This window comes from Streptococcus sp. UBA632 (genome assembly GCF_002300045.1).
GTDB classification, from domain to species: Bacteria; Bacillota; Bacilli; order Lactobacillales; family Streptococcaceae; genus Streptococcus; species Streptococcus alactolyticus.
In genome coordinates this window covers 1-26,735 of sequence record NZ_DBPA01000043.1, presented here as the reverse complement: position 1 = coordinate 26,735, position 26,735 = coordinate 1, and the positions used below count along the sequence as shown (strand labels likewise).

Annotated in this window: 25 protein-coding genes and 1 pseudogene; 19 read left to right on the top strand and 7 right to left on the bottom strand. The window is 41.1% G+C overall.

What is annotated here, in order from left to right; genetic code table 11:
- Positions 1–25: 25 nt before the first annotated feature.
- The 5 genes from B3473_RS05735 to tyrS form a co-directional block, all read right to left on the bottom strand.
- Positions 26–844 carry a metal ABC transporter permease gene (locus tag B3473_RS05735; protein WP_154454156.1) on the bottom strand — a complete coding sequence of 273 codons (819 nt, stop codon included), beginning with the start codon at positions 842–844 and terminating at the stop codon, positions 26–28.
- Positions 844–1,545: a metal ABC transporter ATP-binding protein gene (locus B3473_RS05730; RefSeq protein ID WP_154454155.1), complete on the bottom strand. Its 702-nt coding sequence runs from the start codon at positions 1,543–1,545 to the stop codon at positions 844–846. The genes B3473_RS05735 and B3473_RS05730 overlap by 1 nt, the downstream gene beginning before the upstream one ends.
- Positions 1,542–1,988, bottom strand: a complete 447-nt coding sequence (locus B3473_RS05725) for a zinc-dependent MarR family transcriptional regulator (protein ID WP_154454154.1) — start codon at positions 1,986–1,988, stop codon at positions 1,542–1,544. The genes B3473_RS05730 and B3473_RS05725 overlap by 4 nt, the downstream gene beginning before the upstream one ends.
- Positions 1,989–2,078: 90 nt before the next feature.
- Positions 2,079–2,927 carry a 4-(cytidine 5'-diphospho)-2-C-methyl-D-erythritol kinase gene (gene ispE, locus B3473_RS05720; RefSeq protein ID WP_154454153.1) on the bottom strand — a complete coding sequence of 283 codons (849 nt, stop codon included), beginning with the start codon at positions 2,925–2,927 and terminating at the stop codon, positions 2,079–2,081.
- A gap of 127 nt (positions 2,928–3,054) precedes the next feature.
- Positions 3,055–4,311: a tyrosine--tRNA ligase gene (gene tyrS, locus B3473_RS05715; RefSeq protein WP_154454152.1), complete on the bottom strand. Its 1,257-nt coding sequence runs from the start codon at positions 4,309–4,311 to the stop codon at positions 3,055–3,057.
- 111 nt (positions 4,312–4,422) lie between these two features.
- Between tyrS and pbp1b the strand changes: the two genes are divergently transcribed.
- The 14 genes from pbp1b to B3473_RS05645 all read left to right on the top strand — a co-directional run bounded on the left by pbp1b (position 4,423) and on the right by B3473_RS05645 (position 21,644).
- On the top strand, positions 4,423–6,738 hold the full coding sequence (gene pbp1b, locus B3473_RS05710; RefSeq protein ID WP_293677875.1) for a penicillin-binding protein PBP1B: 2,316 nt from the start codon (positions 4,423–4,425) through the stop codon (positions 6,736–6,738).
- A gap of 343 nt (positions 6,739–7,081) precedes the next feature.
- Positions 7,082–10,654: a DNA-directed RNA polymerase subunit beta gene (gene rpoB / locus B3473_RS05705; protein ID WP_154454150.1), complete on the top strand. Its 3,573-nt coding sequence runs from the start codon at positions 7,082–7,084 to the stop codon at positions 10,652–10,654.
- A gap of 154 nt (positions 10,655–10,808) precedes the next feature.
- Positions 10,809–14,450 carry a DNA-directed RNA polymerase subunit beta' gene (gene rpoC, locus B3473_RS05700; RefSeq protein ID WP_167829244.1) on the top strand — a complete coding sequence of 1,214 codons (3,642 nt, stop codon included), beginning with the start codon at positions 10,809–10,811 and terminating at the stop codon, positions 14,448–14,450.
- A gap of 116 nt (positions 14,451–14,566) precedes the next feature.
- Entirely contained in the window at positions 14,567–14,875 is a 309-nt protein-coding gene (locus B3473_RS05695; protein WP_154454148.1) for a DUF1033 family protein, read from the top strand.
- 130 nt (positions 14,876–15,005) lie between these two features.
- Complete coding sequence (gene comGA, locus B3473_RS05690) at positions 15,006–15,947, top strand: competence type IV pilus ATPase ComGA (RefSeq protein WP_293677872.1); 942 nt, start codon at positions 15,006–15,008, stop codon at positions 15,945–15,947.
- Positions 15,829–16,914, top strand: coding sequence for a competence type IV pilus assembly protein ComGB (gene comGB, locus B3473_RS05685; RefSeq protein WP_373875644.1), 1,086 nt, complete (start codon positions 15,829–15,831; stop codon positions 16,912–16,914). The genes comGA and comGB overlap by 119 nt, the downstream gene beginning before the upstream one ends.
- Entirely contained in the window at positions 16,914–17,207 is a 294-nt protein-coding gene (gene comGC / locus B3473_RS05680) for a competence type IV pilus major pilin ComGC (RefSeq protein WP_235280789.1), read from the top strand. Before comGB ends, comGC begins: the two co-directional genes overlap by 1 nt.
- On the top strand, positions 17,170–17,622 hold the full coding sequence (gene comGD / locus B3473_RS05675; protein WP_154454146.1) for a competence type IV pilus minor pilin ComGD: 453 nt from the start codon (positions 17,170–17,172) through the stop codon (positions 17,620–17,622). The genes comGC and comGD overlap by 38 nt, the downstream gene beginning before the upstream one ends.
- 22 nt (positions 17,623–17,644) lie before the next feature.
- Entirely contained in the window at positions 17,645–17,869 is a 225-nt protein-coding gene (comGE, locus tag B3473_RS05670) for a competence type IV pilus minor pilin ComGE (RefSeq protein ID WP_264879593.1), read from the top strand.
- Positions 17,829–18,290, top strand: a complete 462-nt coding sequence (comGF, locus tag B3473_RS05665) for a competence type IV pilus minor pilin ComGF (protein WP_154454145.1) — start codon at positions 17,829–17,831, stop codon at positions 18,288–18,290. Before comGE ends, comGF begins: the two co-directional genes overlap by 41 nt.
- Positions 18,262–18,588 (top strand): competence type IV pilus minor pilin ComGG, encoded by a 327-nt coding sequence (comGG, locus tag B3473_RS05660; protein ID WP_154454144.1) that lies wholly within the window; start codon positions 18,262–18,264, stop codon positions 18,586–18,588. Before comGF ends, comGG begins: the two co-directional genes overlap by 29 nt.
- A gap of 74 nt (positions 18,589–18,662) precedes the next feature.
- The gene (locus tag B3473_RS05655; RefSeq protein ID WP_154454143.1) at positions 18,663–19,619 is read left to right on the top strand and encodes a class I SAM-dependent methyltransferase; all 957 of its coding nucleotides are present in this window, start codon (positions 18,663–18,665) and stop codon (positions 19,617–19,619) included.
- Between the two features lie 51 nt (positions 19,620–19,670).
- A complete protein-coding gene (locus B3473_RS05650) occupies positions 19,671–20,885 on the top strand; it encodes an acetate kinase (protein ID WP_154454142.1) in 1,215 nt (404 codons plus the stop codon).
- Between the two features lie 120 nt (positions 20,886–21,005).
- Positions 21,006–21,644: a CPBP family intramembrane glutamic endopeptidase gene (locus tag B3473_RS05645; protein WP_154454141.1), complete on the top strand. Its 639-nt coding sequence runs from the start codon at positions 21,006–21,008 to the stop codon at positions 21,642–21,644.
- 33 nt (positions 21,645–21,677) lie between these two features.
- Here the strand turns inward: B3473_RS05645 and proC are convergent, their stop codons facing one another.
- Together proC and pepA are read right to left on the bottom strand one after the other, a co-directional pair.
- Positions 21,678–22,448, bottom strand: a complete 771-nt coding sequence (gene proC, locus B3473_RS05640; protein ID WP_154454140.1) for a pyrroline-5-carboxylate reductase — start codon at positions 22,446–22,448, stop codon at positions 21,678–21,680.
- 17 nt (positions 22,449–22,465) lie between these two features.
- Entirely contained in the window at positions 22,466–23,533 is a 1,068-nt protein-coding gene (gene pepA / locus B3473_RS05635) for a glutamyl aminopeptidase (protein WP_154454139.1), read from the bottom strand.
- A gap of 55 nt (positions 23,534–23,588) precedes the next feature.
- Here pepA and B3473_RS05630 point away from each other — a divergent pair, with 55 nt between their 5' ends.
- From B3473_RS05630 to B3473_RS05610, 5 genes and pseudogenes are all read left to right on the top strand, one after another.
- Entirely contained in the window at positions 23,589–23,879 is a 291-nt protein-coding gene (locus B3473_RS05630; protein ID WP_154454138.1) for a DUF4651 domain-containing protein, read from the top strand.
- Positions 23,876–24,193: a thioredoxin family protein gene (locus B3473_RS05625; RefSeq protein WP_168261077.1), complete on the top strand. Its 318-nt coding sequence runs from the start codon at positions 23,876–23,878 to the stop codon at positions 24,191–24,193. Before B3473_RS05630 ends, B3473_RS05625 begins: the two co-directional genes overlap by 4 nt.
- Before the next feature lie 8 nt (positions 24,194–24,201).
- On the top strand, positions 24,202–24,831 hold the full coding sequence (gene ytpR / locus B3473_RS05620; protein WP_154454136.1) for a YtpR family tRNA-binding protein: 630 nt from the start codon (positions 24,202–24,204) through the stop codon (positions 24,829–24,831).
- 70 nt (positions 24,832–24,901) lie between these two features.
- A pseudogene (locus B3473_RS05615) lies at positions 24,902–25,297 on the top strand (single-stranded DNA-binding protein).
- A 164-nt stretch (positions 25,298–25,461) separates the two neighbouring features.
- Positions 25,462–26,427, top strand: a complete 966-nt coding sequence (locus B3473_RS05610; RefSeq protein WP_293677861.1) for a sugar ABC transporter substrate-binding protein — start codon at positions 25,462–25,464, stop codon at positions 26,425–26,427.
- Positions 26,428–26,735 lie beyond the last annotated feature (308 nt).

Here is a 26,735-nt window from a genome sequence, read left to right as displayed (position 1 = left end):
GGGGTCAGATCAGTTCACTGCTTTTTTATCTGAAATTGAGGCGGTGTTGGATGAGGTTAGAGATATTGACGAGGAGGAAGATAGCGACAAAGATAATGGTGATAGTTGCACTAGCGGGTGTTTCCCAATAATATGAGGCCATAATCCCTGTTATCATGCCAATAAAGCCGATGATAATGCTGATGAAGATAACGGATTTGAAGTTTTTCCCTAGGCGCATCGCGATACTTGCTGGGAGAACCATGATGGTTGACACCAAAAGTGCCCCAGCAGCTGGGATGGTCAAGGCGATGGCAATTCCAGTGACAATGTTAAACAAGACTGACATGAGGCGCACAGGTAGGCCATCTACAAAAGCTGTTTCTTCGTCAAAGGTTAAAATGTACATTGGGCGAATGAACAGAACTGTCAAAATGAGGACTAAGATGGCAATGGCAAAGAGTGCGATAACCTGTCCTGAATTGATAGTGATAATCGAACCAAACAAGTACTGTTCCAAATTGACATTTCCATTGTCTGATTTACTTGTGACAATGAGTGCGATAGCCAAACCGAGCGACATCAAAATCGCGGTGGAGATTTCCATATAGTGCTTGTAAACGGTCTGCAGGTATTCTAAAATAACAGCTGCAATGGTGACCACAATGACGGTTGACCAGGTGGTTGAAACTCCTAGTAAAATTCCCAAGGCAACTCCTGCTAAGGATACGTGGCTTAAGGTATCGCTCATTAAGCTTTGGTGTCGTAAGATAAGGAAGATGCCCAAAATAGGGGCGAAAACACTAATTGCAATGACAGCTAGAATGGCTCGCTGCATAAAATCATAAGATAAAATTTCGGCCATTAGACTTGCTCCTTCCCACCGTTATCGTGAACGTTAAAGCAACGCCAGCTGGTTTCTTGGTTGCGTACCAAGTGGATGTTGCGGTCAGCGTATTTTTTGAGTTCTTCGGGGTCGTGGGTAATCATCAAAACAGCCTTTCCGTGTTGGTGGGCACTGTGGTGCATCAGTTCGTAAAAGCGTTCGGTTGTTCCTGCGTCCATACCTGTTGTGGGCTCATCAAAGACGAAAATATCAGGGTCTGAAGCAAACATACGAGCAATGATAATGCGTTGTTTTTGACCACCTGAGAGGCTACCAATGCGTTTGTGGCGGTTTTCCCACATACCAACAGATTCTAAGCTAGTTTTGATGTGTTCGGCGTCGTGCTGGGTTAAACGGCGGAACCAACCGTTTCGTGGGTAACGGCCAGATGATACAAATTCATAGACGGTCGAAGGAAAACCAGCATTAAAACTGGCAATTTGTTGCGGCAAGTAGGCAATGCGTAGTTTTTTTCCGTCCTTGTTTTTCTTTGAAATGGTCACACGACCGCTTTTAGGAGATAAAATGCCCAAAGTTGCTTTAACCAAGGTTGATTTAGCAGCACCATTTTCTCCTGTCAAGGTGACAAATTCGCCGCTGTCTAAGTGGTAATGAATGCCTTCTAAAACAGGTTCACTGTCATATTGAAACGATAAATCTTCTACAGTAATGTATCTCATGCTTCCCTTTCCAATTCGACTAAAAAGATGTCTAAAAAGCGGGTAATCACAGCTTGCTCATTTTCAGAAAATTGCCCGAGCAGTTTTTCATAAACAGCAATAGTGCTGTCATGATGGTGCATATGTTCTTGAGCAATGGGTTTGGCACTATTGGTTAATTCAAAATAAGTGACTCTAGCGTCCTCCTTGTTTTTAACGCTAGCCAATAAGCCTTTTGTGACAAGGTATTTTGTGGCCTTTGTAATAGCCGCCTGGCTGATATTTAAGCGTTTTGCCAATTCTGAATTGGTCAGGCGTTCCTGTGACAATAGCATCAAAATGTGCTCCTGCGTATTGGTAAGGGACACGTTACTTTGGCAAGACCCAAATAACAATTCGTGTTGGTTTTCTGCTTTTAACAAGATTTGATTAACCAAATGGTCAACTTGGTTTGCGATTGGCATTTTTTCACACCCTTTCGTCTGCTGCAATAATAATTAACCAGTTAATTATATCAAAAAAGAAAAAAAGAATCAATGAGTTGACCCTTTACACTACAACATCCGCACCTTGTAAACTTCATTACAAAATCCACGCATGCTGTTCACGATACGATTGGCTTTCTTTTCTGATTGGCACAAGGCAAATACAGTTGGTCCGCTGCCCGACATCAAGGCGACGTCGGCTCCACAACTGAGCATTCGTTGTTTGATTTTTTGGATAAATGGTTTGCGTTTGATGGTAATGTCCTCGAGGGAATTGCCCATGTTTGCAATCATTTGCTTGTAATTGCCTGTCAAGATGGCTTCTTTTAAAGAAGCAATATCAACTCTTGAGATGGTTTGGCAATCGATTTCAGGAAAAATGGTTCGAGTGGAGATGCCAAAATCAGGTTTGACCAAGACTACCCAAGCTGAAGGGTGGTGGTCGAGGTGTTCAACGATTTCCCCTTTTCCAGACACAAAAGCACACCCCGCCTCTAGACAATACGGCACGTCTGTACCGATTTCAAGTCCGATTGCGACCATTTCTTGTTTGGATAAGTGGAGTTGCCATAATTGGTTGAGGGCACGAATCGTAGCAGCGGCGTCGGTTGACCCGCCTCCCAAACCTGCACAAATCGGGATAGATTTTTGCAATTCAATCTTGACGCCAGAGGAGATGTGGTAGGCTTCACGAATGAGTTTGGCAGCCTTAAACACATCGTTTTTATCGTTGAGTGGCATTTTATGATTGTTCGATTCAACGATAATGGCATTGTCATCTATTTCAGATACTGTGATGTAGTCGTTTAAATCCACGCTGACCATAATCATAGACAAGTCGTGATAGCCGTCAGAGCGACGCCCGACAATGTCCAATCCTAAATTAATCTTCGCGGGAGCTTTTTCAATAATAGCCATATAATAATCCTTTTAACATATTAAAGATTATTATAACAAATAAATGTGAAAGAGTGTATTTTGACCTCACTCAAAAAGGGCAGCCACAAAAAAGAAGACCAAACGGTCTTCTTAGAGTCAGGATAAATTAGTAAGTCAAGACGAAGTATTTTTTCTTACCACGACGGATAACAGTTAATTCATCGTCGATTTTATCGGTTTCTGAAAGCGTGTAGTTCAAATCTTGGATGCGTTCACCATTGAGGTAAATGGCTCCGTTTTGAACGTCTTCGCGTGCTTGGCGTTTTGAAGGTGAAATCTTTGCTGCCACTAAAATCTCAACAATATTAAGATTGTCGTCAGCTTGAACAGCGTAGTTTGGCACGTTGTTAAGCCCTTGTTTCAATTCTTTTGCTGAAAGGTTTTTGATGTTTCCTACAAATAGTTGTTCTGTGATATTCAAGGCTTCTTTGTAAGCTTCTTCGCCGTGAACCAAGGTTACCACTTCGCGCGCCAAGATTTTTTGGGCCAAACGTTCGTGACGAGCAGCGTTAAATTCTTTTTCAATGTCCGCAATTTCTTCCAATGAAAGGAAAGTGAAAATTTTCAAGAAACGAACAGCATCATCGTCCATGACGTTGAGCCAGAATTGGTACATTTCGTATGGTGATGTTTTGTCAGCATCAAGCCAAACGGCGTTACCTTCTGATTTTCCGAATTTTTTACCAGTTGAGTCGGTGATAAGTGGAACAGTCATCACATGGCCAGTTTTATCAGCTTTACGACGCAATAATTCTGTACCAGCTGTCATATTACCCCATTGGTCTGACCCACCGATTTGGAGTGTTACGTTGTATTTGTCGTTTAATTCGTAGAAATCGTAGCCTTGCATGATTTGGTAAGCAAATTCTGTGTAAGAAATCCCTGTTTCAATACGTTTTTTTACAGATTCTTTGCTCATCATGGCGTTGACTGTAAAGTATTTTCCGACATCACGCAAGAAGTCGATGAAGCTGATTTGCCCAAACCAATCGTAGTTGTTTACCATGACTGCTTTGTTGTCACCATTGTCAAAATCAAGGAAGCGGGATAATTGATTTTGAATTTTAACCACCCAACTGTCAACGGTTTCTTTGGTTTGTAGGCTACGTTCAACGTCTTTAAATGATGGGTCACCAATCAAGCCAGTTGCCCCACCAACAAGAGCGTAAGGTTTGTGCCCTGCTAATTGAAGACGGCGTGACGTGAGGATAGCCACCAAGTGCCCAAGGTGCAAGCTGTCAGCAGTTGGGTCATAACCAGTATAATAGGATACTTGCCCTTCTGTTAATGCTTTGACAAGGGCTTCTTCATCAGTTGTTTGAAAAACTAAGCCACGTTCTTTTAATTCTTCGAATATATTCATGAGCGTTCTCCTTCGTTGAAAATAGTATAGTTTACAGGCTATTATATCAAAATATTATCCCTCTATGCAAGCTTTATCAAAGTTTGGTATAATGGATAATGAGGTATTTGAATGTTTAAGAAAAAGAGAAAAAAACCACGTCAGTCGTTTGGTTTGTTAGAGTTGGGCTCTGTCATTTTAAGAACCTTCAAACTATTAGCTGACTTTTTTTATATTATTATTATTTTATTTGGTATGTTGGGCATAGGGATTGCCTTTGGTTATCTGGCTAGTCAGATTGACTCGGTTAAGGTACCTGATAAGGATACCTTGGTTCAACAAGTAACATCCTTGAGTCGGGTGTCTGAGATGACTTATTCTAATGGTAGCTCGATTGCAAGTATTGACACGGATTTGTTGCGGACCCCTGTTGAGAGCAGTGCTATTTCTGATAATGTCAAGAAAGCCATCATTGCGACTGAGGATGAAAATTTTGAAAACCATGATGGGGTAGTGCCTAAAGCTGTTTTTCGGGCAACCTTGGCATCTGTTTTGGGGTTGGGCGAAACCAGCGGTGGCTCGACTCTTACGCAGCAATTGATTAAACAACAGGTGCTGGGAGATGATCCGACCTTTAAACGCAAGTCGCGTGAGATTATTTACGCTTTGGCTTTGGAACGTTACCTCAACAAAGATGAGATTTTGACGGATTATTTAAATGTGTCGCCATTTGGTCGCAATAATAAAGGTGAAAATATTGCTGGGATTGAAGAGGCAGCAAGGGGTATCTTTGGCGTGTCGGCTAAAGATTTGACGGTGCCTCAGGCAGCCTTTCTAGCTGGTTTGCCACAAAGTCCGATTGTCTATTCACCTTATACAGCAACAGGGCAATTAAAAGACAAGGACAATTTAGCTTACGGCTTATCTCGTCAACAAGATGTTCTTTACAATATGTACCGTGCGGGCTACCTAACGGAATCCGAGTACGAAGAGTACAAGGCTTATGATGTGAGCCAAGACTTCATTCCGTCAGAATCAGCCACAACCAATGAGCACGACTTCCTTTACTATGCGGTTCTCAGTGAAGCTAAAGACATCATGTATAACTACTTGATTAAGCAAAATGGGGTTTCTGACCAAGAGCTTAAAAACGATACTACTAAAGAATCGTACAAAGAATTAGCTCTAGAAACCTTGCAACAAGGTGGGTACACGGTTAAGACGACGATTAACAAGTCGATTTATGATGCCATGCAAAATACCGTGGCACAGTACGGCAGTACGCTTGACCAAGATAATGCTAAAATGGTCGAAGTTGGTAATGTCTTGATGGCTAATGATACGGGAGCTATCTTAGGATTTGTCGGAGGAAGGAATTACACAACAAACCAAAATAACCACGCCTTTGACACCGCTCGCTCACCAGGGTCAAGTATCAAGCCAATTATCGCTTATGGTATTGCCATTGATCAAGGCCTTTTGGGTAGTGCCAGCATGTTGTCAAACTACCCTACGTCATTTTCAAGTGGTCAAGCCATTATGCACGATAATGATGTCGGAACAGAAATGATTACCTTGCAAGAAGCTTTGAACACGTCTTGGAATATCCCAGCTTATTGGACTTACCAAATGTTGTTAAACAATAATGTTGATGTGGAATCTTACATGAAGAAAATGGGATACGATATCGACAATTACAATATTGAAAGTTTACCGCTGGGTGGTGGTATTGAAACAACTGTTCTTCAGCAAGTCAATGCCTACCAGATGATTTCAAATGGTGGTGTTTACCTCAAAGGGTACTTGGTTGATAGCATCACTGACAATAAAGGTCAGGTTATTTACCAACACAAGGCCAATCCTGTTCGTGTCTTCTCAGAAGCGACGGCAAGCATTTTGAATCAATTGTTGAAAGAAGTGGTCACAGGTGGGGCTACGACAGAATTTTACAATGATTTGAAAGACTTGAATCAAACGGCAGCAAGTGCTGATTGGACAGGAAAAACGGGAACGACAGACAACTACACCGATGTTTGGCTCATGTTGTCAACGCCAAAAATCACTTTAGGTGGTTGGGCAGGAAATGATGACAACACGTCTATGGATTCCCGCACGGGTTACAAGTACAATGCGCAATACATGGCTTATCTGGTCAATGCCATTTACAATGCCGATTCGAGCGCAATAGGGGTCAATGACAAGTACTCCCTATCTTCTAGCGTTATCAAATCAACCGTCCTAAAAGCGACAGGATTGCAGCCAGGAACTGTAACGGTTAATGGACGTCCACTCTTGGTTAATGGCGAAACCACGACAAGCTATTGGGCGAAAAATGGAGCAGGTAATATGACTTATAAATTTGCCATCGGTGGTACCGACAGCGACTACACCAAAGCTTGGGATAGTTTGCTGCATAATTCTTCTATTACCACAACAAGTAGCAACTAACATATCACTTGCAAAAAAATCAAAAATAAGGTATAATAGTGTCAACTATTTGTCGTCTACCTTAGTTGAAATATTGTCCAACTAAGGTTTGCAGCAGTTAAATCACTCTTAATGGTGTTAGATTTAGCTGCTCTTTTTGTGCTTAATTTTGGAAGAATACAGCATTTGTAACCTATATTTAAAAATTCTAAAAATTCACATTAAGGACAACTTTGGCAGAATACGGCAACGTATTCTAGAGCTAGTTGGGTCAATGCTAGGGTTTTGTGTGGTTATTAAACAAACAAAACAAAGCCGTCAAGCGTCGATTGACCTCTGTATTTTAATGAAGGAGTAATACACTTTGGCAGGACATGAAGTTCAGTACGGGAAACACCGTACACGTCGTAGCTTTTCAAGAATTAAGGAAGTTCTTGATTTACCAAACTTGATCGAAATTCAGACAGATTCTTTTAAAGACTTCTTGGATAATGGATTAAGAGAAGTTTTTGAAGATGTGCTTCCAATTAGTAACTTTACAGATACTATGGAACTTGAATTTGTTGGTTACGAGTTAAAAGAGCCTAAGTATACGCTTGAGGAAGCTCGTATCCACGATGCCTCTTATTCAGCACCAATTTTTGTCACTTTCCGTTTGATTAACAAAGAAACAGGCGAAATTAAAACCCAAGAAGTTTTCTTTGGTGATTTCCCAATCATGACTGAAATGGGAACCTTTATCATCAATGGTGGTGAACGTATCATCGTTTCTCAGTTGGTTCGTTCTCCTGGTGTTTATTTCAATGACAAAGTGGATAAAAATGGTAAGGTTGGATACGGTTCAACGGTTATTCCTAACCGTGGTGCTTGGCTTGAATTAGAAACAGATTCAAAAGACATTGCTTACACTCGTATTGACCGTACGCGTAAAATTCCATTTACAACACTTGTGCGTGCCCTTGGTTTCTCAGGTGATGATGAAATCATGGATATCTTTGGTGATAGCGAACTTGTCCGCAACACCATCGAAAAAGACATTCACAAAAACCCAGCGGATTCACGTACAGACGAAGCCCTCAAAGAAATTTACGAACGCCTTCGTCCAGGTGAACCAAAAACTGCTGACAGCTCGCGTAGCTTGCTTGTAGCTCGTTTCTTTGACCCACGTCGTTACGACTTGGCAGCTGTTGGTCGTTACAAAATCAATAAAAAATTAAACCTTAAAACACGTTTGTTGAATCAAACAATCGCTGAAAATTTGGTTGATGCTGAAACAGGGGAAATCCTTGTTGAAGCAGGAACTGTTATGACCCGCGATGTGATTGATTCTATCGCTGACCAATTGGACGGTGACCTTAACAAATTCGTTTACACACCAAACGATTACGCTGTTGTTACTGAGCCAGTTGTGCTTCAAAAATTCAAAGTGGTGTCACCAATTGACCCAGACCGCGTGGTAACAATCGTTGGTAACGCAAACCCTGATGATAAAGTGCGTGCCCTTACACCAGCGGATATCTTGGCAGAAATGTCATACTTCTTGAACCTTGCAGAAGGTCTTGGTAAAGTGGATGATATCGACCACCTTGGTAACCGTCGTATCCGTGCCGTTGGTGAGTTGTTGGCTAACCAATTCCGTATTGGTCTTGCTCGTATGGAACGTAACGTTCGCGAACGTATGTCTGTTCAAGATAACGAAGTCTTGACACCACAACAAATCATCAACATCCGTCCTGTAACAGCTGCGGTTAAAGAATTCTTCGGTTCTTCACAGTTGTCACAGTTCATGGACCAACACAACCCACTTTCTGAGTTGTCACACAAACGTCGTTTGTCTGCCTTAGGACCTGGTGGTTTGACACGTGACCGTGCAGGTTACGAAGTTCGTGACGTGCATTACACTCACTATGGTCGTATGTGTCCGATTGAAACCCCTGAAGGACCTAACATCGGTTTGATCAACAACTTGTCAACTTACGGACACTTGAACAAATATGGTTTCATCCAAACACCGTATCGTAAAGTTGACCGTGCGACAGGTGTTGTCACAAACGAAATCGTTTGGTTGACTGCCGATGAAGAAGATGAGTACACTGTTGCACAAGCAAACTCAAAACTAAACGAAGACGGTACATTTGCTGAAGACATCGTTATGGGACGTCACCAAGGTAATAACCAAGAGTTCCCAGCAAGCGTTGTTGATTTCGTAGACGTTTCTCCTAAACAGGTAGTTGCCGTTGCGACAGCATGTATTCCTTTCCTTGAAAACGATGACTCAAACCGTGCCCTCATGGGTGCCAACATGCAGCGTCAAGCCGTTCCGTTGATTGACCCACATGCACCATATGTTGGTACAGGTATGGAATATCAAGCAGCCCACGATTCAGGCGCTGCCGTTATCGCAAAACACGATGGACGCGTTGTCTTCTCAGACGCTGAAAAAGTAGAAGTGCGTCGTGAAGATGGTTCACTTGATGTTTACCACATTACAAAATTCCGTCGTTCAAACTCAGGTACAGCCTACAACCAACGTACCCTTGTTAAAGTTGGAGATATCGTTGAAAAAGGTGACTTTATCGCTGACGGTCCTTCAATGGAAAAAGGTGAAATGGCTCTTGGTCAAAACCCAATTGTCGCTTACATGACTTGGGAAGGGTATAACTTCGAGGATGCGGTTATCATGAGTGAACGTCTGGTTAAAGAAGATGTTTACACATCTGTTCACTTGGAAGAATTTGAATCAGAAACACGTGATACAAAGCTTGGCCCTGAAGAAATCACTCGTGAAATTCCAAACGTCGGTGAAGAAGCTTTGAAAGACCTTGACGAAATGGGTATTATCCGTATCGGTGCTGAGGTTAAAGAAGGGGATATCCTTGTTGGTAAAGTGACACCTAAAGGTGAGAAAGATCTTTCTGCTGAAGAACGCCTTCTTCATGCTATCTTTGGTGATAAATCACGTGAAGTGCGTGATACGTCACTTCGTGTGCCACACGGTGGTGATGGTGTTGTTCGTGACGTTAAAATCTTTACACGTGCTAACGGTGATGAATTACAATCAGGTGTTAACATGTTGGTTCGTGTTTACATCGCTCAAAAACGTAAAATCAAAGTTGGAGATAAAATGGCCGGTCGTCACGGAAACAAAGGGGTTGTTTCTCGTATCGTTCCAGTTGAAGACATGCCTTACCTTCCAGACGGAACACCAGTTGATATCATGTTGAACCCACTTGGGGTGCCATCTCGTATGAACATCGGACAAGTTATGGAACTTCACCTTGGTATGGCTGCGCGTAACCTTGGTATTCACATTGCGACTCCAGTTTTCGATGGGGCAACTTCTGACGACCTTTGGGATACCGTTCGTGAAGCTGGTATGGACAGCGATGCCAAAACCGTTCTTTATGACGGACGTACAGGTGAACCATTTGATAACCGTGTGTCTGTGGGTATCATGTACATGATCAAACTTCACCACATGGTTGATGATAAACTTCACGCTCGTTCAGTAGGTCCTTACTCACTCGTTACCCAACAACCTCTTGGAGGTAAAGCACAATTTGGTGGACAACGTTTTGGTGAGATGGAGGTTTGGGCATTGGAAGCCTATGGTGCATCAAATGTCCTTCAAGAAATCTTGACTTACAAGTCTGATGACGTGACCGGACGTCTTAAAGCTTATGAAGCCATCACTAAAGGTAAGCCAATTCCAAAACCAGGTGTGCCAGAATCATTCCGAGTTCTTGTCAAAGAATTGCAATCTCTTGGTCTTGATATGCGCGTGCTTGACGAAGATGACAACGAAGTAGAACTTCGTGATCTTGACGAAGGTGAAGATGATGATGTCATGCACGTTGATGACCTTGAAAAAGCACGTCAAAAACAAGAAGCCGAAAAAGCAGAAGCATCTATCAAAGAAGAATCTGAAGAAAAATAAAGCCAGTCAGGCTATGGGAAGCTTTCTTAGCTTTCCATAGTATTGATGGTGTGCTAAAACAGAGATAAAAAGCTTATGAAGTTTTCTTTGTAAGTTGTCGCATTTAAGAAAGTAGCTTGGCTATTTTCAAAGAACATAAAGAAAGGTAAATCTAGTGGTTGACGTAAATCGTTTTAAAAGTATGCAAATCACATTAGCCTCACCAAGCAAAGTCCGCTCATGGTCTTATGGTGAAGTTAAAAAACCTGAAACAATCAATTATCGTACGCTCAAACCCGAACGTGAAGGACTTTTTGACGAAGTTATCTTTGGTCCAACAAAAGACTGGGAATGTGCTTGTGGTAAATACAAACGTATTCGTTACAAAGGGATTATTTGTGACCGCTGTGGTGTTGAAGTAACACGTGCTAAAGTTCGTCGTGAACGTATGGGACACATCGAATTGAAAGCACCCGTTTCTCACATCTGGTATTTCAAAGGTATTCCATCACGTATGGGGCTTACATTGGACATGAGCCCACGTGCTCTTGAAGAAGTTATCTACTTCGCAGCTTACGTTGTTATTGATCCAAAAGATACACCGCTTGAACCAAAATCACTTTTGACTGAGCGCGAATACCGTGAAAAATTACAAGAATATGGACAAGGCTCATTTGTTGCGAAAATGGGTGCTGAAGCCATCCAAGACCTTCTTAAACGCGTTGATTTAAAATCTGAAATCGCTGAATTAAAAGAAGAATTGAAAACGGCTACTGGTCAAAAACGTATCAAAGCTGTTCGTCGTTTGGATGTGTTAGATGCCTTCTACAAATCTGGTAACAAACCAGAATGGATGGTACTTAACATCTTGCCAGTTATTCCACCAGATCTGCGTCCAATGGTTCAATTGGATGGTGGACGTTTTGCGGCATCAGACTTGAATGACCTTTACCGTCGTGTAATTAACCGTAACAACCGTTTGGCTCGTTTGCTTGAATTGAATGCCCCTGGTATCATCGTGCAAAACGAAAAACGTATGTTGCAAGAAGCGGTTGATGCCCTTATCGACAATGGTCGTCGTGGTCGTCCAATCACAGGTCCTGGTAGCCGTCCATTGAAATCTTTGAGCCACATGCTTAAAGGTAAACAAGGTCGTTTCCGTCAAAACTTGCTTGGTAAACGTGTTGACTTCTCAGGTCGTTCTGTTATCGCTGTAGGTCCAACACTTAAAATGTACCAATGTGGTGTGCCACGTGAAATGGCTATCGAATTGTTCAAACCATTTGTTATGCGTGAAATTGTAGCGCGTGACTACGCTGGTAACGTAAAAGCTGCTAAACGTATGGTTGAACGTGGTGACGAACGCATTTGGGATATTCTTGAAGAAGTCATTAAAGAACACCCAGTACTTCTTAACCGCGCACCGACTCTTCACCGTTTGGGTATCCAAGCATTTGAACCAGTCCTTATCGATGGTAAAGCCCTTCGTCTTCACCCACTTGTTTGTGAGGCCTACAATGCCGACTTTGACGGTGACCAAATGGCCATCCACGTGCCGCTTTCAGAAGAAGCGCAAGCAGAAGCACGTCTTCTTATGTTGGCCGCAGAACACATCCTTAACCCTAAAGATGGTAAACCAGTCGTAACCCCATCTCAAGATATGGTTCTTGGTAACTACTATTTGACAATGGAAGATCCAGGTCGTGAAGGGGAAGGTATGGTCTTTAAAGACCGTGACGAAGCGATTATGGCTTACCGCAATGGTTATGTTCACTTGCATTCACGTGTTGGTATCGCTGTTGATAGTATGCCAAACAAACCATGGACAGATGAACAAAGACATAAAATCATGGTGACAACAGTTGGTAAAATCCTCTTCAACGCTATCATGCCTGATGATCTACCATACCTTCAAGAGCCAAACAACGCTAACTTGACTGAAAAAACACCAGATAAATACTTTTTGGCACCAGGTCAAGAAATCCAATCTGTCATTGATAACCTTGAAACAAACATTCCATTCAAGAAGAAAAATCTTGGAAATATCATTGCTGAAATCTTCAAACGTTTCCGTACAACAGAAACATCTGCTTTCCTTGACCGTTTGAAAGACCTCGGTTACTACCACTCAACCCTTGCTGGTTTGACAGTGGGTATTGCCGATATCCCAGTTATTGATAACAAACAAGAAATCATCAATGCCGCTCACGCGAAAGTTGAACAAATTAACAAAGCCTTCCGTCGTGGTCTTATCACTGACGATGAACGTTATGTTGCGGTTACGACAACTTGGCGTGAAGCAAAAGAAGAGTTGGAACAACGTCTGATTGAAACACAAGATCCTAAGAACCCAATCGTTATGATGATGGACTCAGGAGCCCGTGGTAATATCTCTAACTTCTCACAACTTGCCGGTATGCGTGGTTTGATGGCCGCTCCGAACGGACGTATCATGGAATTGCCTATCCTATCTAACTTCCGTGAAGGTTTGTCTGTTTTGGAAATGTTCTTCTCAACTCACGGTGCGCGTAAAGGTATGACTGATACAGCCCTTAAGACTGCTGACTCTGGATACTTGACACGTCGTTTGGTTGACGTTGCCCAAGACGTTATCATTCGTGAAGACGACTGTGGAACTGACCGTGGTCTTGTAATCAGCGCCATTACAGACGGAAAAGAAGTGACAGAAACACTTGAAGAACGTCTTGTTGGTCGTTACACTAAGAAATCTGTTAAACACCCAGAAACAGGCGAAGTCATTGTTGGTCCTGATGTTTTAATCACAGAAGACTTGGCTGCTACTATTGTTAAAGCTGGTGTTGAAGAAGTAACCATCCGTTCAGTATTTACATGTAATACTCGCCACGGTGTTTGCCGCCACTGTTATGGTATCAACCTTGCGACAGGCGATGCCGTTGAAGTTGGTGAAGCTGTTGGTACAATCGCCGCTCAATCTATCGGTGAACCTGGTACACAGTTGACTATGCGTACCTTCCACACGGGTGGTGTAGCGTCAAATACCGACATCACACAAGGTCTTCCTCGTATCCAAGAAATCTTTGAAGCCCGTAATCCTAAAGGGGAAGCGGTCATCACAGAAGTTAAGGGTACTGTTGTTGACATCGAAGAAGATGCCGCAACACGTACGAAGAAAGTCTTTGTACAAGGTAAAACAGGTACAGGTGAATACGTGGTACCATTTACAGCTCGCATGAAAGTAGCTGTCGGTGACGAAGTACACCGTGGTGCCCCATTGACTGAAGGTTCTATCCAACCAAAACGCTTGCTTGAAGTTCGTGACACCTTGTCAGTTGAAACCTACCTTCTTGCTGAGGTACAAAAAGTTTACCGTAGCCAAGGGGTAGAAATCGGTGACAAACACGTCGAAGTAATGGTTCGCCAAATGCTTCGTAAAGTTCGTATCATGGATCCAGGTGATACAGAATTGCTTCCAGGTACTTTGATGGACATCTCAGACTTTACAGATGCCAACAAAGATATCGTTATTGCTGGTGGTATTCCTGCGACATCACGTCCAGTCTTGATGGGTATTACCAAAGCTTCCCTTGAAACAAATTCATTCTTGTCAGCAGCATCATTCCAAGAAACAACTCGTGTTCTTACAGATGCCGCTATACGTGGTAAGAAAGATCATCTTCTTGGTCTTAAAGAAAATGTTATCATCGGTAAGATTATCCCAGCTGGTACAGGTATGGCACGTTACCGCAATATAGAACCACAAGCTGTTAATGAGCTTGAACCTACTGAAGAAGTAGATGTTGTGGTGGAAGAAGAAATCATCACAAGTGCTGAATAAAACCCAAAAGAGAGAACGATTCGTTCTCTCTTTTTTTGTAATCATGATAAATAAGCAAAAATTTTTTAAAATAGCGTTAATTTTTATATAATAAATCTTAAAAGGAAGTGAGGTAAATGTATCAAGTTGTAAAAATATATGGCGACTGGGAACCCTGGTGGTCATTGGAAAATTGGCAGGAAGACATCATAGAAACAAAATGCTTTGATGATTTTGAAGAAGCACGTGCTTTTTACCAACAAGAATGCCAAACACTCAAATCATATTTACCAAGTTGTAAATGCCATGACAATTTTCAAGCAGCTTTTTGGAACCAAGAGGACCAACGCTGGTGTGAGATGTGTGGCAGCTACTTGCAACAGTACCATTCCATTGTTATACTCGAAGATGGTCGTGAGTTATCAAAAGAGGCATTGTCTTACTAAATGTATTTAATGGAGTAGGCAATGCTTATTCTTTATATAAACGAAGAAGGTAGCTTAGCTATCTTTTTTGTTTTTGGCTAAATGGCCATGATACCTTTCTTTTTTCGAATAATGAGATGAGGAGGTTTTTATGATTCAAGATTTAGCAAAAGCTATCATAGCAAATGCGGTCGCTAAAGCTGCTCAAGATATTTATATCCTACCTAGGCAAAACCGCTATGAAGTCTATTATCGGCTAGGTAATGACAAGGAATTGATAGATTGCTTTGATGCTGACAAAATGACTAACCTGATTAGCCATTTTAAATTTGTCGCAGGCATAGACGTTGGGGAAAAGCGTCGTAGCCAACTAGGTTCGTGCGACTACACCTTTGCAGAAGATGAGCAAATCTCGCTACGTTTATCAAGTGTCGGGGACTACCGCGGTCGAGAGAGTTTGGTAATTCGTTTGCTTTATTATGGTCAAAAATCTCTCCATTATTGGTTTGATGGGCTAGAGGAAGCTTTATCTGTTGTCAATGGTAGGGGACTTTATCTCTTTTCAGGTCCAGTTGGTAGTGGAAAAACCACGCTGATGTATCAGTTGGTTCAGGAAAAATTTCCAGATAAACAAGTCATTACCATCGAAGATCCTGTGGAAATTCAGCAGGATAATATGTTGCAGCTGCAATTAAACGATGAAATAGGCATGACTTACGATGAGCTGATCAAATTGTCCTTGCGGCATCGACCAGATATTCTCATTATCGGAGAAATTCGTGATAGCGATACGGCACACGCGGTTATTAGGGCCAGTTTAACAGGAGCTGTGGTATTTTCGACCATTCATGCTAAAAGCATTTCAGGTGTTTATGCGCGTTTATTGGAATTAGGTATCAGTCAGCAAGAGTTGGAGAATAGTCTGCACGCAGTGGTTTACCAACGGTTAATTGGGGGAGGAGGTGTGATAGATGTTGCAAAAGATAGATTTAAAGAGCACCAGCCAAGCAACTGGAATCAAAAAATGGACCAGTTGGTTGCACAAGGACATCTTTCCAAAGAACAAGCGGCCATTGAAAAAATTACCCTTTAGCAAACAACGAAAACTCATTCAGTTATTTAATAATTTGTTTCATAGTGGATTTCATTTGTCGGAAATTCTGTCCTTTCTAAGACGTAGTCAGCTGCTGGAGGCTGATTATATCGATGTGATGCAAAATAGCTTATTGGCTGGAGGTAATCTATCGCTCATGATGTCCCAGCTAGGTTTCTCTGATACGATTGTAACGCAGATGGCTTTGGCGGATATTCACGGCAATAGTCAAAGGAGCCTTGTAAAAATTGATGCCTATCTAACTAGCATGGGTGCCGTGAGAAAGAAATTGCTCGAGGTTATGACCTACCCTGTCATGTTACTTGGCTTCCTTGTGTTGATTATGGTGGGGCTAAATCATTATTTATTGCCACAACTGGAAGGTAGCAATCTAGCCACTCAGTTGATTCAGCATTTTCCCCTGCTGTTTTTAGTGGGAACTGTGATGATTACGCTCGTGGTTCTTGCGCTTTATCTTTACCAAAAACGCTTGCCTCGCATTCGGGTGTACAGTCAACTCAGTCGCCTTCCTTTTATTGGAAATACCATTCGGTTGTATTTGACGGCTTATTACGCACGGGAATGGGGCAATCTCATCGGTCAAGGTGTTGAGTTGATTGACATTGTGGCGATTATGCAGCAACAAAAATCACGCTTGTTTCAAGAAATTGGGCAAGATATGCAAGAAGCTTTACTGTCAGGGCAAGCCTTTCATCAAAAAGTATTGGATTATCCTTTTTTTCTGACAGAACTAGGACTGATGATTGAGTACGGTGAAATCAAATCAAAATTAGGCAGTGAATTAGACATTTACGCCGAGGAAACCTGGCAACGTTTCTTTGGCAAAATGAACCAAGCAACCCAGTTGATTCAACCGCTAGTCTTTATCTTTGTGGCTTTGGTGATTGTCTTGATTTACGTAGCGATGTTGTTGCCAATGTATCAAAATATGGGAGGGTATTTTTAATGAAAAATAGATTAGCTAAATGGCGTAGAAAGACTGTTCGTGGATTCACTCTGGTGGAAATGTTAATTGTTTTGCTTATTATTAGCGTTTTGATGTTGCTTTTTGTACCAAATTTAAGCAATCAAAAAGATGCGGTGCGTGAAAAAGGTAACAAGGCAGTGGTCAAGGTGGTAGAAAGTCAGCTATCGCTTTATGAACTCAAAGAAGGTGAGAAACCAAGCATTGAACAACTTGTTAAAGCGGGTTATATTACAGATGATCAAGCCGAAACCTATCGCAAAACTAAGCAATAAAGGTGTTCCAGCTTTTACCATTTTGGAATCCTTGGTGACTTTGGGCATAACGTGTTTTATGGTCATGAGTTTGTCGGGTTCGCTAAACGGTATTTTTCAAAGTGTGGAAGAAACCTTGTTCTTTTTATCGTTTGAAAATCTTTATCGCGATACGCAAACGCTAGCCAACGTTAACCAAAGAGCAATGACTTTGACTATTTCAGAAGATGCGATTTCAAATGGCGTGTCTAAGGTGAGCCTTCCACGTCAGGTAAAAGTGGGAGATACCGAGCAGATTGTATTGAGCAAGGAAGGGGGCAATTCATCTTTGGGCAAGGTTGTTTTTCAATTACAAGACAAAGAGATTTATTATCAATTGTATTTAGGGAGTGGTAAATATAAAAAAACAGAGAGTAGCCGCCTACATACTCCTTGAGAGTTTAGTTGCCTTGGGCTTAATGGCGACCATTACCAGTCTTGTTTTGGGAGAAGTCACCAAAAGCAGGCAACAGATGCAAGCAAGCCTGCACCAACAAGCAGTATTAAATGTGGCAACAATGGCGATTCAAACAGAACAAGGTCATTTGGCAATCAATGGGGTTGAGGTCAGCATTGTAGAACAAGAAGGTGAGCTTTTAGTTTATGAAGGAAAAAAACGGATATTACACATTAAAAAAGACTAGACTAAAAGCATTCACCCTTTTAGAATGCTTGGTGGCGTTGCTGGTTATCGCAGGAACGGTCTTGGTTTATGACGGTTTAGCATGTTCGGTCAAAGCCAATATCCACTACCTATCCAACAATCAGGAAGAAGAGTGGCTTTTATTTTCCCAGCAATTACGCTCGGAACTAGAGGGGTGCCAATTAGACAGAGTAGCATCTAATAAACTGTATGTCACTAAAGCCAATCAGCACCTAGCTTTTGGTCAATCTAACAGCCATGATTTTCGCAAAACAAACGCTTCTGGTCGTGGTTACCAACCCATGCTTTTTGGCTTGCAATCATCGAGCATATCACAAGACGGTCAGCAAGTAACGATCAAACTTGGCTTCAAAAATCGTATGGAGAGAGAATTTGTTTACACTTTTAAGACGGAAGGTTAAGGCTGGTATTTTGCTGTATTCTTTGCTCATGGTAGCTGTATTTGCCTTGGTTTTGCAGTTTTATTTGGGGCGCGTGGTAGCAGTTGAGCAAAAACACCAAGCGCAGCGAGCCTCAAGTCAGGCTTATCTGATGGCAAAAGTAGTGGATAAGTTTGCCAAGGAACATTCAGGACAAATGCATTTTGACAAAGGCAAGGCTCAATATCACATTCAAGGTCAGCATATTCATATCACCGTCACCTTAGCCAATCAGAAAGAATTTCAATACCAATTTCACAGAAATGATGAAAATGATTAGTGACTTTTTTTGAAAAAGGTGACTTCTTCCCATTTTTCTTATTTTTTGATATGATAAAACGTGCGGAGGAAGCTATGAATTTTGAAAAAATCGAACAAGCCTACGATTTCATTTTAGAAAATATCCAATTGATTGAAAATGAGTTGAAAACACATCTTTACGATGCCCTGATTGAACAAAACTCGTTTTATCTTGGAGAAGAAGGTGCAAGTGAGGAAGTAGCTGCAAATAATGACAAACTACGTCAATTGCAATTAAGTCAGGAAGAGTGGCGTAGAGCCTTTCAATTTATTTTCATTAAGGCAGCTCAAACCGAGCAATTACAAGCCAATCACCAATTCACACCAGATAGCGTGGGATTTATCTTACTATTTTTAGTAGAAAGCTTAACAGCCCCTGATACGGTTGATGTGTTAGAAATCGGTAGTGGAACGGGAAATTTGGCTGAAACTTTATTAACAAACAGTTCCAAAACCCTGAACTATCTTGGTATTGAAGTGGATGATTTATTGATTGATTTATCTGCTAGTATCGCTGAAGTGATGGGCTCATCTGCTCAGTTTATCCAAGAGGATGCTGTACGCCCACAAATTTTAAAAGAAAGCGATGTGATTATTAGTGATTTACCAGTCGGTTTTTATCCTAATGATGCCATTGCTAAACGTTACCAAGTGGCTAGCAGCAAAGAACACACCTACGCTCACCATTTGTTAATGGAGCAATCTTTGAAATACCTGAAAAAAGATGGTTTGGCTATCTTTTTAGCACCGTCTGATTTGTTGACAAGTCCACAGAGTGATTTGCTTAAAGAGTGGTTAAAAGGCTATGCAGATGTGATTGCGGTCATTACCTTGCCTGAAACCTTATTTGGTAGTGCAGCCAGCACCAAGTCCATCTTTGTTTTCAAAAAACAATCCACTCATCCAGTGGAAACTTTTGTTTACCCCTTGGTAGATTTGAAAGAACAAGCTGTTTTGGAAGATTTTGTAAAAGAATTTCAAAATTGGAAAAAAGACAATAGGCTTTTCTAAAAAAATATGATAGAATGAGTTATATTAAGAAAGCGCTTTAGAGGTAAAGTTATGGCAAAAACGATTTCTATCAATGCAGGAAGCTCAAGTCTAAAATGGCAATTATACAATATGCCAGAAGAAGAGGTTATTGCAAAAGGGTTAGTTGAGCGTATTGGTCTTTCTTGTGGGATTTCTACGGTTAAATTCAAAGGGAAAACTCATTCAGAAACAAGAGATATTCCAGACCATACGGCAGCTGTTAAAATTTTGTTGGATAATTTGATTTTGATGGCTATTATCACAGGCTATGACGAAATTGACGGTGTCGGACATCGTGTTGTGGCTGGTGGCGAATATTTTAAAGAGTCTGCATTGGTGACGGATGATGTCATTCAAAAAGTGGAAGGGTTGTCAACTTTGGCTCCTCTACACAACCCTGGAGCAGTCCTTGGTATCAAAGCCTTTAAAGAGCTTTTGCCAGATATTACCAGTGTCGTTGTTTTTGATACGGCTTTTCACACATCAATGCCAAAAGTCGCTTATCGCTACCCAATTGCGAACCGCTACTACAAAGAATACAAGGTACGTAAATATGGAGCACACGGGACTAGTCATCAATACGTCGCCCAAGAAGCTGCCAAAGTCCTTGGAAAACCATTGGAAGAGTTGAAATTGATTACTTGCCACATTGGTAATGGGGTTTCAGTTACTGCGGTTAAGGGCGGTCAATCGGTTGATACGTCAATGGGCTTGACACCGCTTGGTGGTACCATGATGGGGACACGTTCAGGAAGTATTGATCCTGGTGTGATTGCTTTCTTAATGGATTCAGATCCTGAACTCAATACGTCTGACGACATTCGAACAGTGCTAAACCGTCAGTCAGGGCTTCTTGGTGTTTCTGAAAAATCAAGTGATATGCGTGATATTCTTGCTGGCAAAGAAGCTGGAGATGCTAATTGCGAGTTAGCTTATGATATGTATATCGACCGTTTGCGAAAATACATTGCGCAGTACTTTGCTGTGTTAAATGGCGCAGATGCAGTTATCTTTACGGCTGGTATTGGTGAAAATTCAGATGTCGTGCGTGAGGATATTATTGCTGGCATGACTTGGTTTGGTGTGGATATTGATCCTGCTAAGAATGTACCAGGTGCTTATGGCGTGATTTCAACGGATCAAGCACGCGTGAAAGTTATGGTCATCCCAACAGATGAGGAACTCGTGATTGCGCGTGATGTTGAGCGTTTTAAAAACGCAACTAACGAAGTTATCAATTATTAAATATGATAAGACCATTAAAGCTGGCCCATTTGGGTCAGCTTTTTTGCAGTTGTTTGGATTGTTTTTGGGCTGGATTTTGTTTACAATAGTACGAAACAGGATGTTAGGAGAGATGATGAAATGAAACGATTTGTAACGGCCGTGGGTTATTTTTTCTTGGCTTTTGCTCTGATTTTTTTAGAACAATTGCCAACGGTTTTTATTAGAGCTAACCAACCATTCAACCAAACTTTGGGAATTACTTTGGCTTTGCTGGTGGTGTCAATTTTTACGATTTACGTTGCTAGGCGTGTTGGTTTTTTGAAACAGTTGGAGGATTTAAAAACCTGGCAGGCTTGGAAAATCATTCTTATTGGCTTTACGGCCTTGACGGTTGTCAAATATATTGGTGGTGTCATTTTGGTTTTGGAAAAAGGCCTTGACGCCAATACAGGCAATCAAGCAGCGATTGAGCAAGTTGGTATGTCGCCAATATTGCTAATTACGTTGACGGTGATTACTGCACCGATTGTGGAAGAAACGGTCATGCGAGGGCTGATTTTAGGAAAGGTCTTTAACAATTCTTACCTTGGTGTTTTGTTAAGTTCTTTCTTGTTTGGCTTGTTGCACATGCCGACTGACCTTGGAAGTTGGATTATTTATGGCGGTATGGGGTTGGTTCTCGCTCTCATTTATCACCGTACGCAAAAGCTCGAGTACACGATAGCTGTTCATTTTATTAACAATGCTTTGGGTGTGCTTTTCATGTTATTGTTATAAAAAAAGCTGGGCTTTCGCTCAGCTTTTTGACTATTATAAGTTTTTGGCTTTATCAATTGTGGCATCAATGCTAGAGATGACGCTAGCTGTTAAACCTGTTTTTTCAAGGTCAAGCAATCCTGCGATAGTTGTACCACCAGGACTTGAGATTTTATCAATCAAATCGTGTGGGCTATCAGCCCCTTGCAGCAAATTTTCAGCGCTGGCTAGGACCGTTTGTGTGACAATTTCTAATGATTTTCCCTTTGGAATACCGTATTTGACACCCGCTTTGGCGAGCGCTTCGATAAATAGGTAAATGTAGGCTGGACTAGAACCAGCAAGGGCTGTAAAGGTGTCGAAATCTTTTTCTGGTATGTCAAATGTTGTACCAAAACTGTCCGTGATTTCTTTAGCGCTTGTGAGCAGTTCTTCAGAAACGTGTTCATTGATGCAAATAGCCGTTGTACTTTTTAAAATTTGTGCGTTGATATTTGGCATGATGCGAATCAAGGGCAGTTCAGGGCTTGTTAATTTGCCAAGACGCTCCAAGGTGACACCTGCAGCCATTGATAGAATAGGTTGATGAAAATGAAGTTCGGAAAGAACAGGTTCAAACATTTGTGGCTTGATACCAAGGACAACCAAATCCACTTGGTCAATGAGTTCTTGGTGTGATGGTGCTGCCGTTACATTTAGCTGCTCAGCTATTTCGCGTGAGCGAGCTAGTGATGACCCTGAAATGATAATGTCATGCGATGTTGTCTTGAGTCCGTTGATAATGGCAGAGGCCATTTTACCAACTCCGATAAATCCAATTTTCATGCTTCCTTCATTCCTCTCTAATAATTTTTGATTAAATCAACAGTTGAGCGGTCTAATTTGTTAACAATAGCTTGTAAGAAGGCTTGGGCTTGTAAGAAGTCATCCATAGCGTAAAGGGTTTGGTGTGAGTGAATGTAACGGGCACAAACACCGATAGTTGTTGATGGGATACCCTCATTTTGAAGGTGGGCAGCACCAGCGTCTGTTCCCCCTTTAGAAGGATAATATTGGTATTTGATACCAGCTTCTTCGGCAGTTGTCAAAAGGAAATCACGCATATTTTTTAGCATGATGTGGCCTGGGTCGTAGAAACGGAAAAGGGTTCCGTCGCCAATTGTACCTTGGTTGCCATAAATATCTCCCGCAGGTGAACAATCAACGGCAAAGAAGAGTTCAGGTTTGAATTTGGTTGTTGACACGTGTGCCCCACGCAGCCCAACTTCTTCTTGAACATTTGCCCCAGCGATAAGGGTGTTGTCCAAGCGTTTTCCTTTAAGGCTTTCGAGCAATTCAGTCATCATTAAAATACCAAAGCGATTATCCCAAGCTTTAGAAATCACATTTTTTTGGTTAGCCGTAAGGACGGTTTCTGATTTTGGTACAATGATATCACCAGGAAGGACACCAAAGCTTTCTGCTTCTGCCTTGTCTGCAAATCCAGCATCAAAAATAATGTCATCGATTTTTGGAAGTGATGCAGAGCCATTTGCCCCACGAAGAAAATGTGGTGGAACAGAACCAGATACAACTGGAATGGCACGACCTTCACGAGTGTAAAGGGTAAAACGTTGCGAACTCAAAACCAAAGGGTTCCAGCCGCCGATACCCACGGCACGCATTGTCCCATCTGCTTTGATGTCGCTCACCATAAAACCGACTTCGTCCATGTGAGAGGCCACCATGATACGTGGAGCCTCTTTGGCATCAGAGTTTTTGATTCCAAAAATACCGCCCAGACCATCTGTTTGCACGTCATCAACTAGTGGCGTGATTTTCGAACGTAAAAAGTCTCGAACGTTGTACTCATAGCCTGCAATACCATCAAGTTCTGTAACTTCTTTTATTTTAGAAAATAATTCTGACATAAAAACCTCGATTCTATATTTTCTATTTTAGCATAAAAATGGTAAAATAAAGCGTATGATAAGTAAAAAAAGCAGTTTCCTTTTGGGCTCTAGTGTGGTGGGAGTGACTGGTCTTATCGCCTTTAGCACAATGTTAAGCAAGCAACAGGAAAAGAAACGGCAAGAAAGAGTTAAAAGAGAAGTGCGTGATTGTTTTAGTCAGCTTGGTTCTATTTTGGTTCTTTATGTGAATCATTTTGAGTCTGACAAAACAACAACGACAGGTGGTGTTGTCCTGACAGATGGTCGTACTTTTCGATTTGTTCACCAAAGGGGTGACATTAGCTATGTGGAGGAGAAAAAATGATTAGTCCAGCGTCTTATGAAGAAATGGCGACTTATTTGGAAAAACCTGGCAAAGTGGTTTTCTTTTTTACGGCAAATTGGTGCCCAGATTGCCAATTTATCTATCCTGTCATGCCAGAGATTGAAACTGAAAATCCTGAATTTACCTTTGTCCGTGTTGATCGTGACGAATTTATGGAAGTCGCACAACGCTGGGATATTTTTGGTATTCCAAGTTTTGTAGTGACCGAAAATGGCAAAGAAATCGGGCGTTTAGTCAACAAATTACGCAAAACCAGAGCAGAAATTAACAGCTTTTTAGCTGAATTGAAATAGGAGAGAAAATGATTTTTACGTACAACAAAGAACACGTCGGTGATGTCCTTATGGTGATTGTCAAAGATAGCAAGGGTGCTAAGCTTGATTACGAACGCAAAGGCAAGGTATCACGCGTATTTCTTGAAAAAAATGGTGAAACAGTTGCTTGGAATATTTTTGATGTGTCAAGCTTGATTGCGATTAGTGGTAAGGGTCAAGTGACCTTGTCTGACCAAGATGTGGCAACCCTTAACGCTGAATTGACAAAAGAAGACTTCAGCGAGCAATTGGAAAATGACCCATCACCAAAATTTGTCGTTGGTCAAATCAAAGAAATGGCTGCTCATTCAGACAGTGACCACTTGAATATTTGCCAAGTGAAAATCTCAGATGATAAAACCGTTCAAATTGTTGCAGGAGCGCCAAATGCAGCAGTTGGCTTAAAAACTATTGTTGCTCTTCCAGGTGCAATGATGCCAAACGGTAGTTTGATTTTCCCAGGTGCCCTTCGCGGTGAAAAGAGTTTTGGGATGATGTGCTCACCTCGTGAATTGGCTCTTCCAAATGCGCCACAAAAACGTGGGATCATTGAATTGGATGATACAGCAGTGGTTGGCGAAGCCTTTGATCCAGAAAAACACTGGAAAGCTCAATAGTAATGAAAGGAGTTGGAGTTTCCAGCTCTTTTTTCTCTTGTTTTTCGAATAATAAGATAGGAGGAAGCTTATGTACAATAAAGTTATTATGATTGGTCGCCTGACTGTACAACCAGAGCTGGTGACAACACCAAACGATAAATCAGTCACACGCGTGACTTTGGCAGTTAATAGACGATTTAAATCGCAAAATGGGGAACGTGATGCGGATTTTATTTCCCTTGTGGTTTGGGGACGTTTGGCAGAAACCCTAACGTCTTACGCGGGAAAAGGTAGCCTCATATCAGTCGATGGCGAACTTCGCACACGCAAATACGATAAAAATGGACAGACGCAGTACGTGACCGAAGTCCTATGTCATTCTTTCCAGTAACTAGAAAGCCGCACCAAACGTGCCATGCGAGAAAACAACACCCCAAACAACCTAGCCGACCTCGTACTAGAAGAAGAGGAACTCCCGTTTTAATATGAAACAGTTCAAGTTTTTGACTTGGGCTGTTTTTTGTTGGATGATAGTTGAAGTTTAAGTGTTATCTATACTTTTTGACTGAATTGTATATACAATTTAAAAATGTTATAATTAAGATAAAATAATTATTGGTTTTTCAGAGATTATTGAAAAGGTATAGAATGAAAAAACAAAAAAATTTAGGTATTTTAGTGAGCGCCATCTTTGGTTTTTTGATAGTAATTGGCTCTTATTTAAATTATAAAATATTTCCCTCAAATTCGAGTCGCATCAAAATTGGTGCCACCTATATGACGATGAATAATGATTTTTATAAGGTATTAAACAACGAAATTGAAAAGGTTGTTAAAGAGAATAATGATATTTTGTACACTAGAGATCCCGCTCTAGATGTAGATAAACAAAAACAACAAATTGACTCATTTATCCAAAAAGAAGTTGATATCATTATTATCAATCCTGTTAGCGCTAATAGTCCAAAATTGATAAAAGCTTTAAAGGATGCTAAAAAAGCCGGTATTAAAATCGTTGTTGTAGATAGTCAATTATCAGACGATTCTTCAGTAGATACGACCATTGTATCAGATAATTATCAAGCTGGTGTTCTATGTGCTCAAAATTTAATGCAGATAAAATCTAACGCTAAGATTTTGTTACTAGAGCACAATGATGCGGTATCTGCCGTGGAACGTATCAATGGATTTTTAGATACAATAGAAGGAAATGACGCTTATCAAGTGATTGAACGAAGAGATTGTTTAGGACAAACAGAAATTGCTATGCCGCAAGTAGAATCTGTAATTACTTCAGGTATGGAATTTGATACAGTAATGGCACTTAATGATCAAGTAGCTATCGGTGCTCTAGCAGCAATTGAAAATAAACATATAGGCACTCCAATAAAAATCTACGGTGTTGATGGTTCCCCTGATATGAAGAACCTATTAGCTACAACAAATTCAATTCAAGCAACAGTAGCCCAATCCCCTTTGACCATGGGGAAAAGAGCTATACAGACAGGATATTCTTTACTTAAACAAAGGTCAGTGGATAAGGAGATTATTATTCCTGTTGAATTTATGACTAGTGAGACTGTATGTAATTTTGACTTAACAGGATGGCAGTGATGAAAAGTCTAAGAAATATTGATTTGGCTAAATTTATTCTGATTATCATTAATTTTTTAGCTGTTTTATTTTATAGTTCGGTTTATTTAGCAGCGACTAAATATATTATCAATAATGGTTTGAGTCGCTCTTTATTAGAAAAGATTAGTATTATTCCCAGTTCACCTGAACAAATTTTTTGCTTGTCTAATCTTTTTTTGCAATACTTTTATTTGTCATATATGCTAGAAATCAGAAGTTAAAAAAAGAGACAGTAGTTCGTGATTGGTTTGCTATTTTAGAGGTTTAGGAACTTTTTCAATATTATG

Coding starts and splice junctions, on each gene's coding strand:
- B3473_RS05735 (WP_154454156.1), bottom strand. CDS start 844: ATGGCCGAAATTTTATCTTATGATTTTATGCAGCGAGCCATTCTAGCT.
- B3473_RS05730 (WP_154454155.1), bottom strand. CDS start 1,545: ATGAGATACATTACTGTAGAAGATTTATCGTTTCAATATGACAGTGAA.
- B3473_RS05725 (WP_154454154.1), bottom strand. CDS start 1,988: ATGCCAATCGCAAACCAAGTTGACCATTTGGTTAATCAAATCTTGTTA.
- ispE (WP_154454153.1), bottom strand. CDS start 2,927: ATGGCTATTATTGAAAAAGCTCCCGCGAAGATTAATTTAGGATTGGAC.
- tyrS (WP_154454152.1), bottom strand. CDS start 4,311: ATGAATATATTCGAAGAATTAAAAGAACGTGGCTTAGTTTTTCAAACA.
- pbp1b (WP_293677875.1), top strand. CDS start 4,423: ATGTTTAAGAAAAAGAGAAAAAAACCACGTCAGTCGTTTGGTTTGTTA.
- B3473_RS05695 (WP_154454148.1), top strand. CDS start 14,567: ATGTATCAAGTTGTAAAAATATATGGCGACTGGGAACCCTGGTGGTCA.
- comGA (WP_293677872.1), top strand. CDS start 15,006: ATGATTCAAGATTTAGCAAAAGCTATCATAGCAAATGCGGTCGCTAAA.
- comGC (WP_235280789.1), top strand. CDS start 16,914: ATGAAAAATAGATTAGCTAAATGGCGTAGAAAGACTGTTCGTGGATTC.
- comGD (WP_154454146.1), top strand. CDS start 17,170: ATGATCAAGCCGAAACCTATCGCAAAACTAAGCAATAAAGGTGTTCCA.
- comGE (WP_264879593.1), top strand. CDS start 17,645: ATGGCGACCATTACCAGTCTTGTTTTGGGAGAAGTCACCAAAAGCAGG.
- comGF (WP_154454145.1), top strand. CDS start 17,829: ATGAAGGAAAAAAACGGATATTACACATTAAAAAAGACTAGACTAAAA.
- B3473_RS05655 (WP_154454143.1), top strand. CDS start 18,663: ATGAATTTTGAAAAAATCGAACAAGCCTACGATTTCATTTTAGAAAAT.
- B3473_RS05650 (WP_154454142.1), top strand. CDS start 19,671: ATGGCAAAAACGATTTCTATCAATGCAGGAAGCTCAAGTCTAAAATGG.
- B3473_RS05645 (WP_154454141.1), top strand. CDS start 21,006: ATGAAACGATTTGTAACGGCCGTGGGTTATTTTTTCTTGGCTTTTGCT.
- proC (WP_154454140.1), bottom strand. CDS start 22,448: ATGAAAATTGGATTTATCGGAGTTGGTAAAATGGCCTCTGCCATTATC.
- pepA (WP_154454139.1), bottom strand. CDS start 23,533: ATGTCAGAATTATTTTCTAAAATAAAAGAAGTTACAGAACTTGATGGT.
- B3473_RS05630 (WP_154454138.1), top strand. CDS start 23,589: ATGATAAGTAAAAAAAGCAGTTTCCTTTTGGGCTCTAGTGTGGTGGGA.
- B3473_RS05625 (WP_168261077.1), top strand. CDS start 23,876: ATGATTAGTCCAGCGTCTTATGAAGAAATGGCGACTTATTTGGAAAAA.
- ytpR (WP_154454136.1), top strand. CDS start 24,202: ATGATTTTTACGTACAACAAAGAACACGTCGGTGATGTCCTTATGGTG.
- B3473_RS05610 (WP_293677861.1), top strand. CDS start 25,462: ATGAAAAAACAAAAAAATTTAGGTATTTTAGTGAGCGCCATCTTTGGT.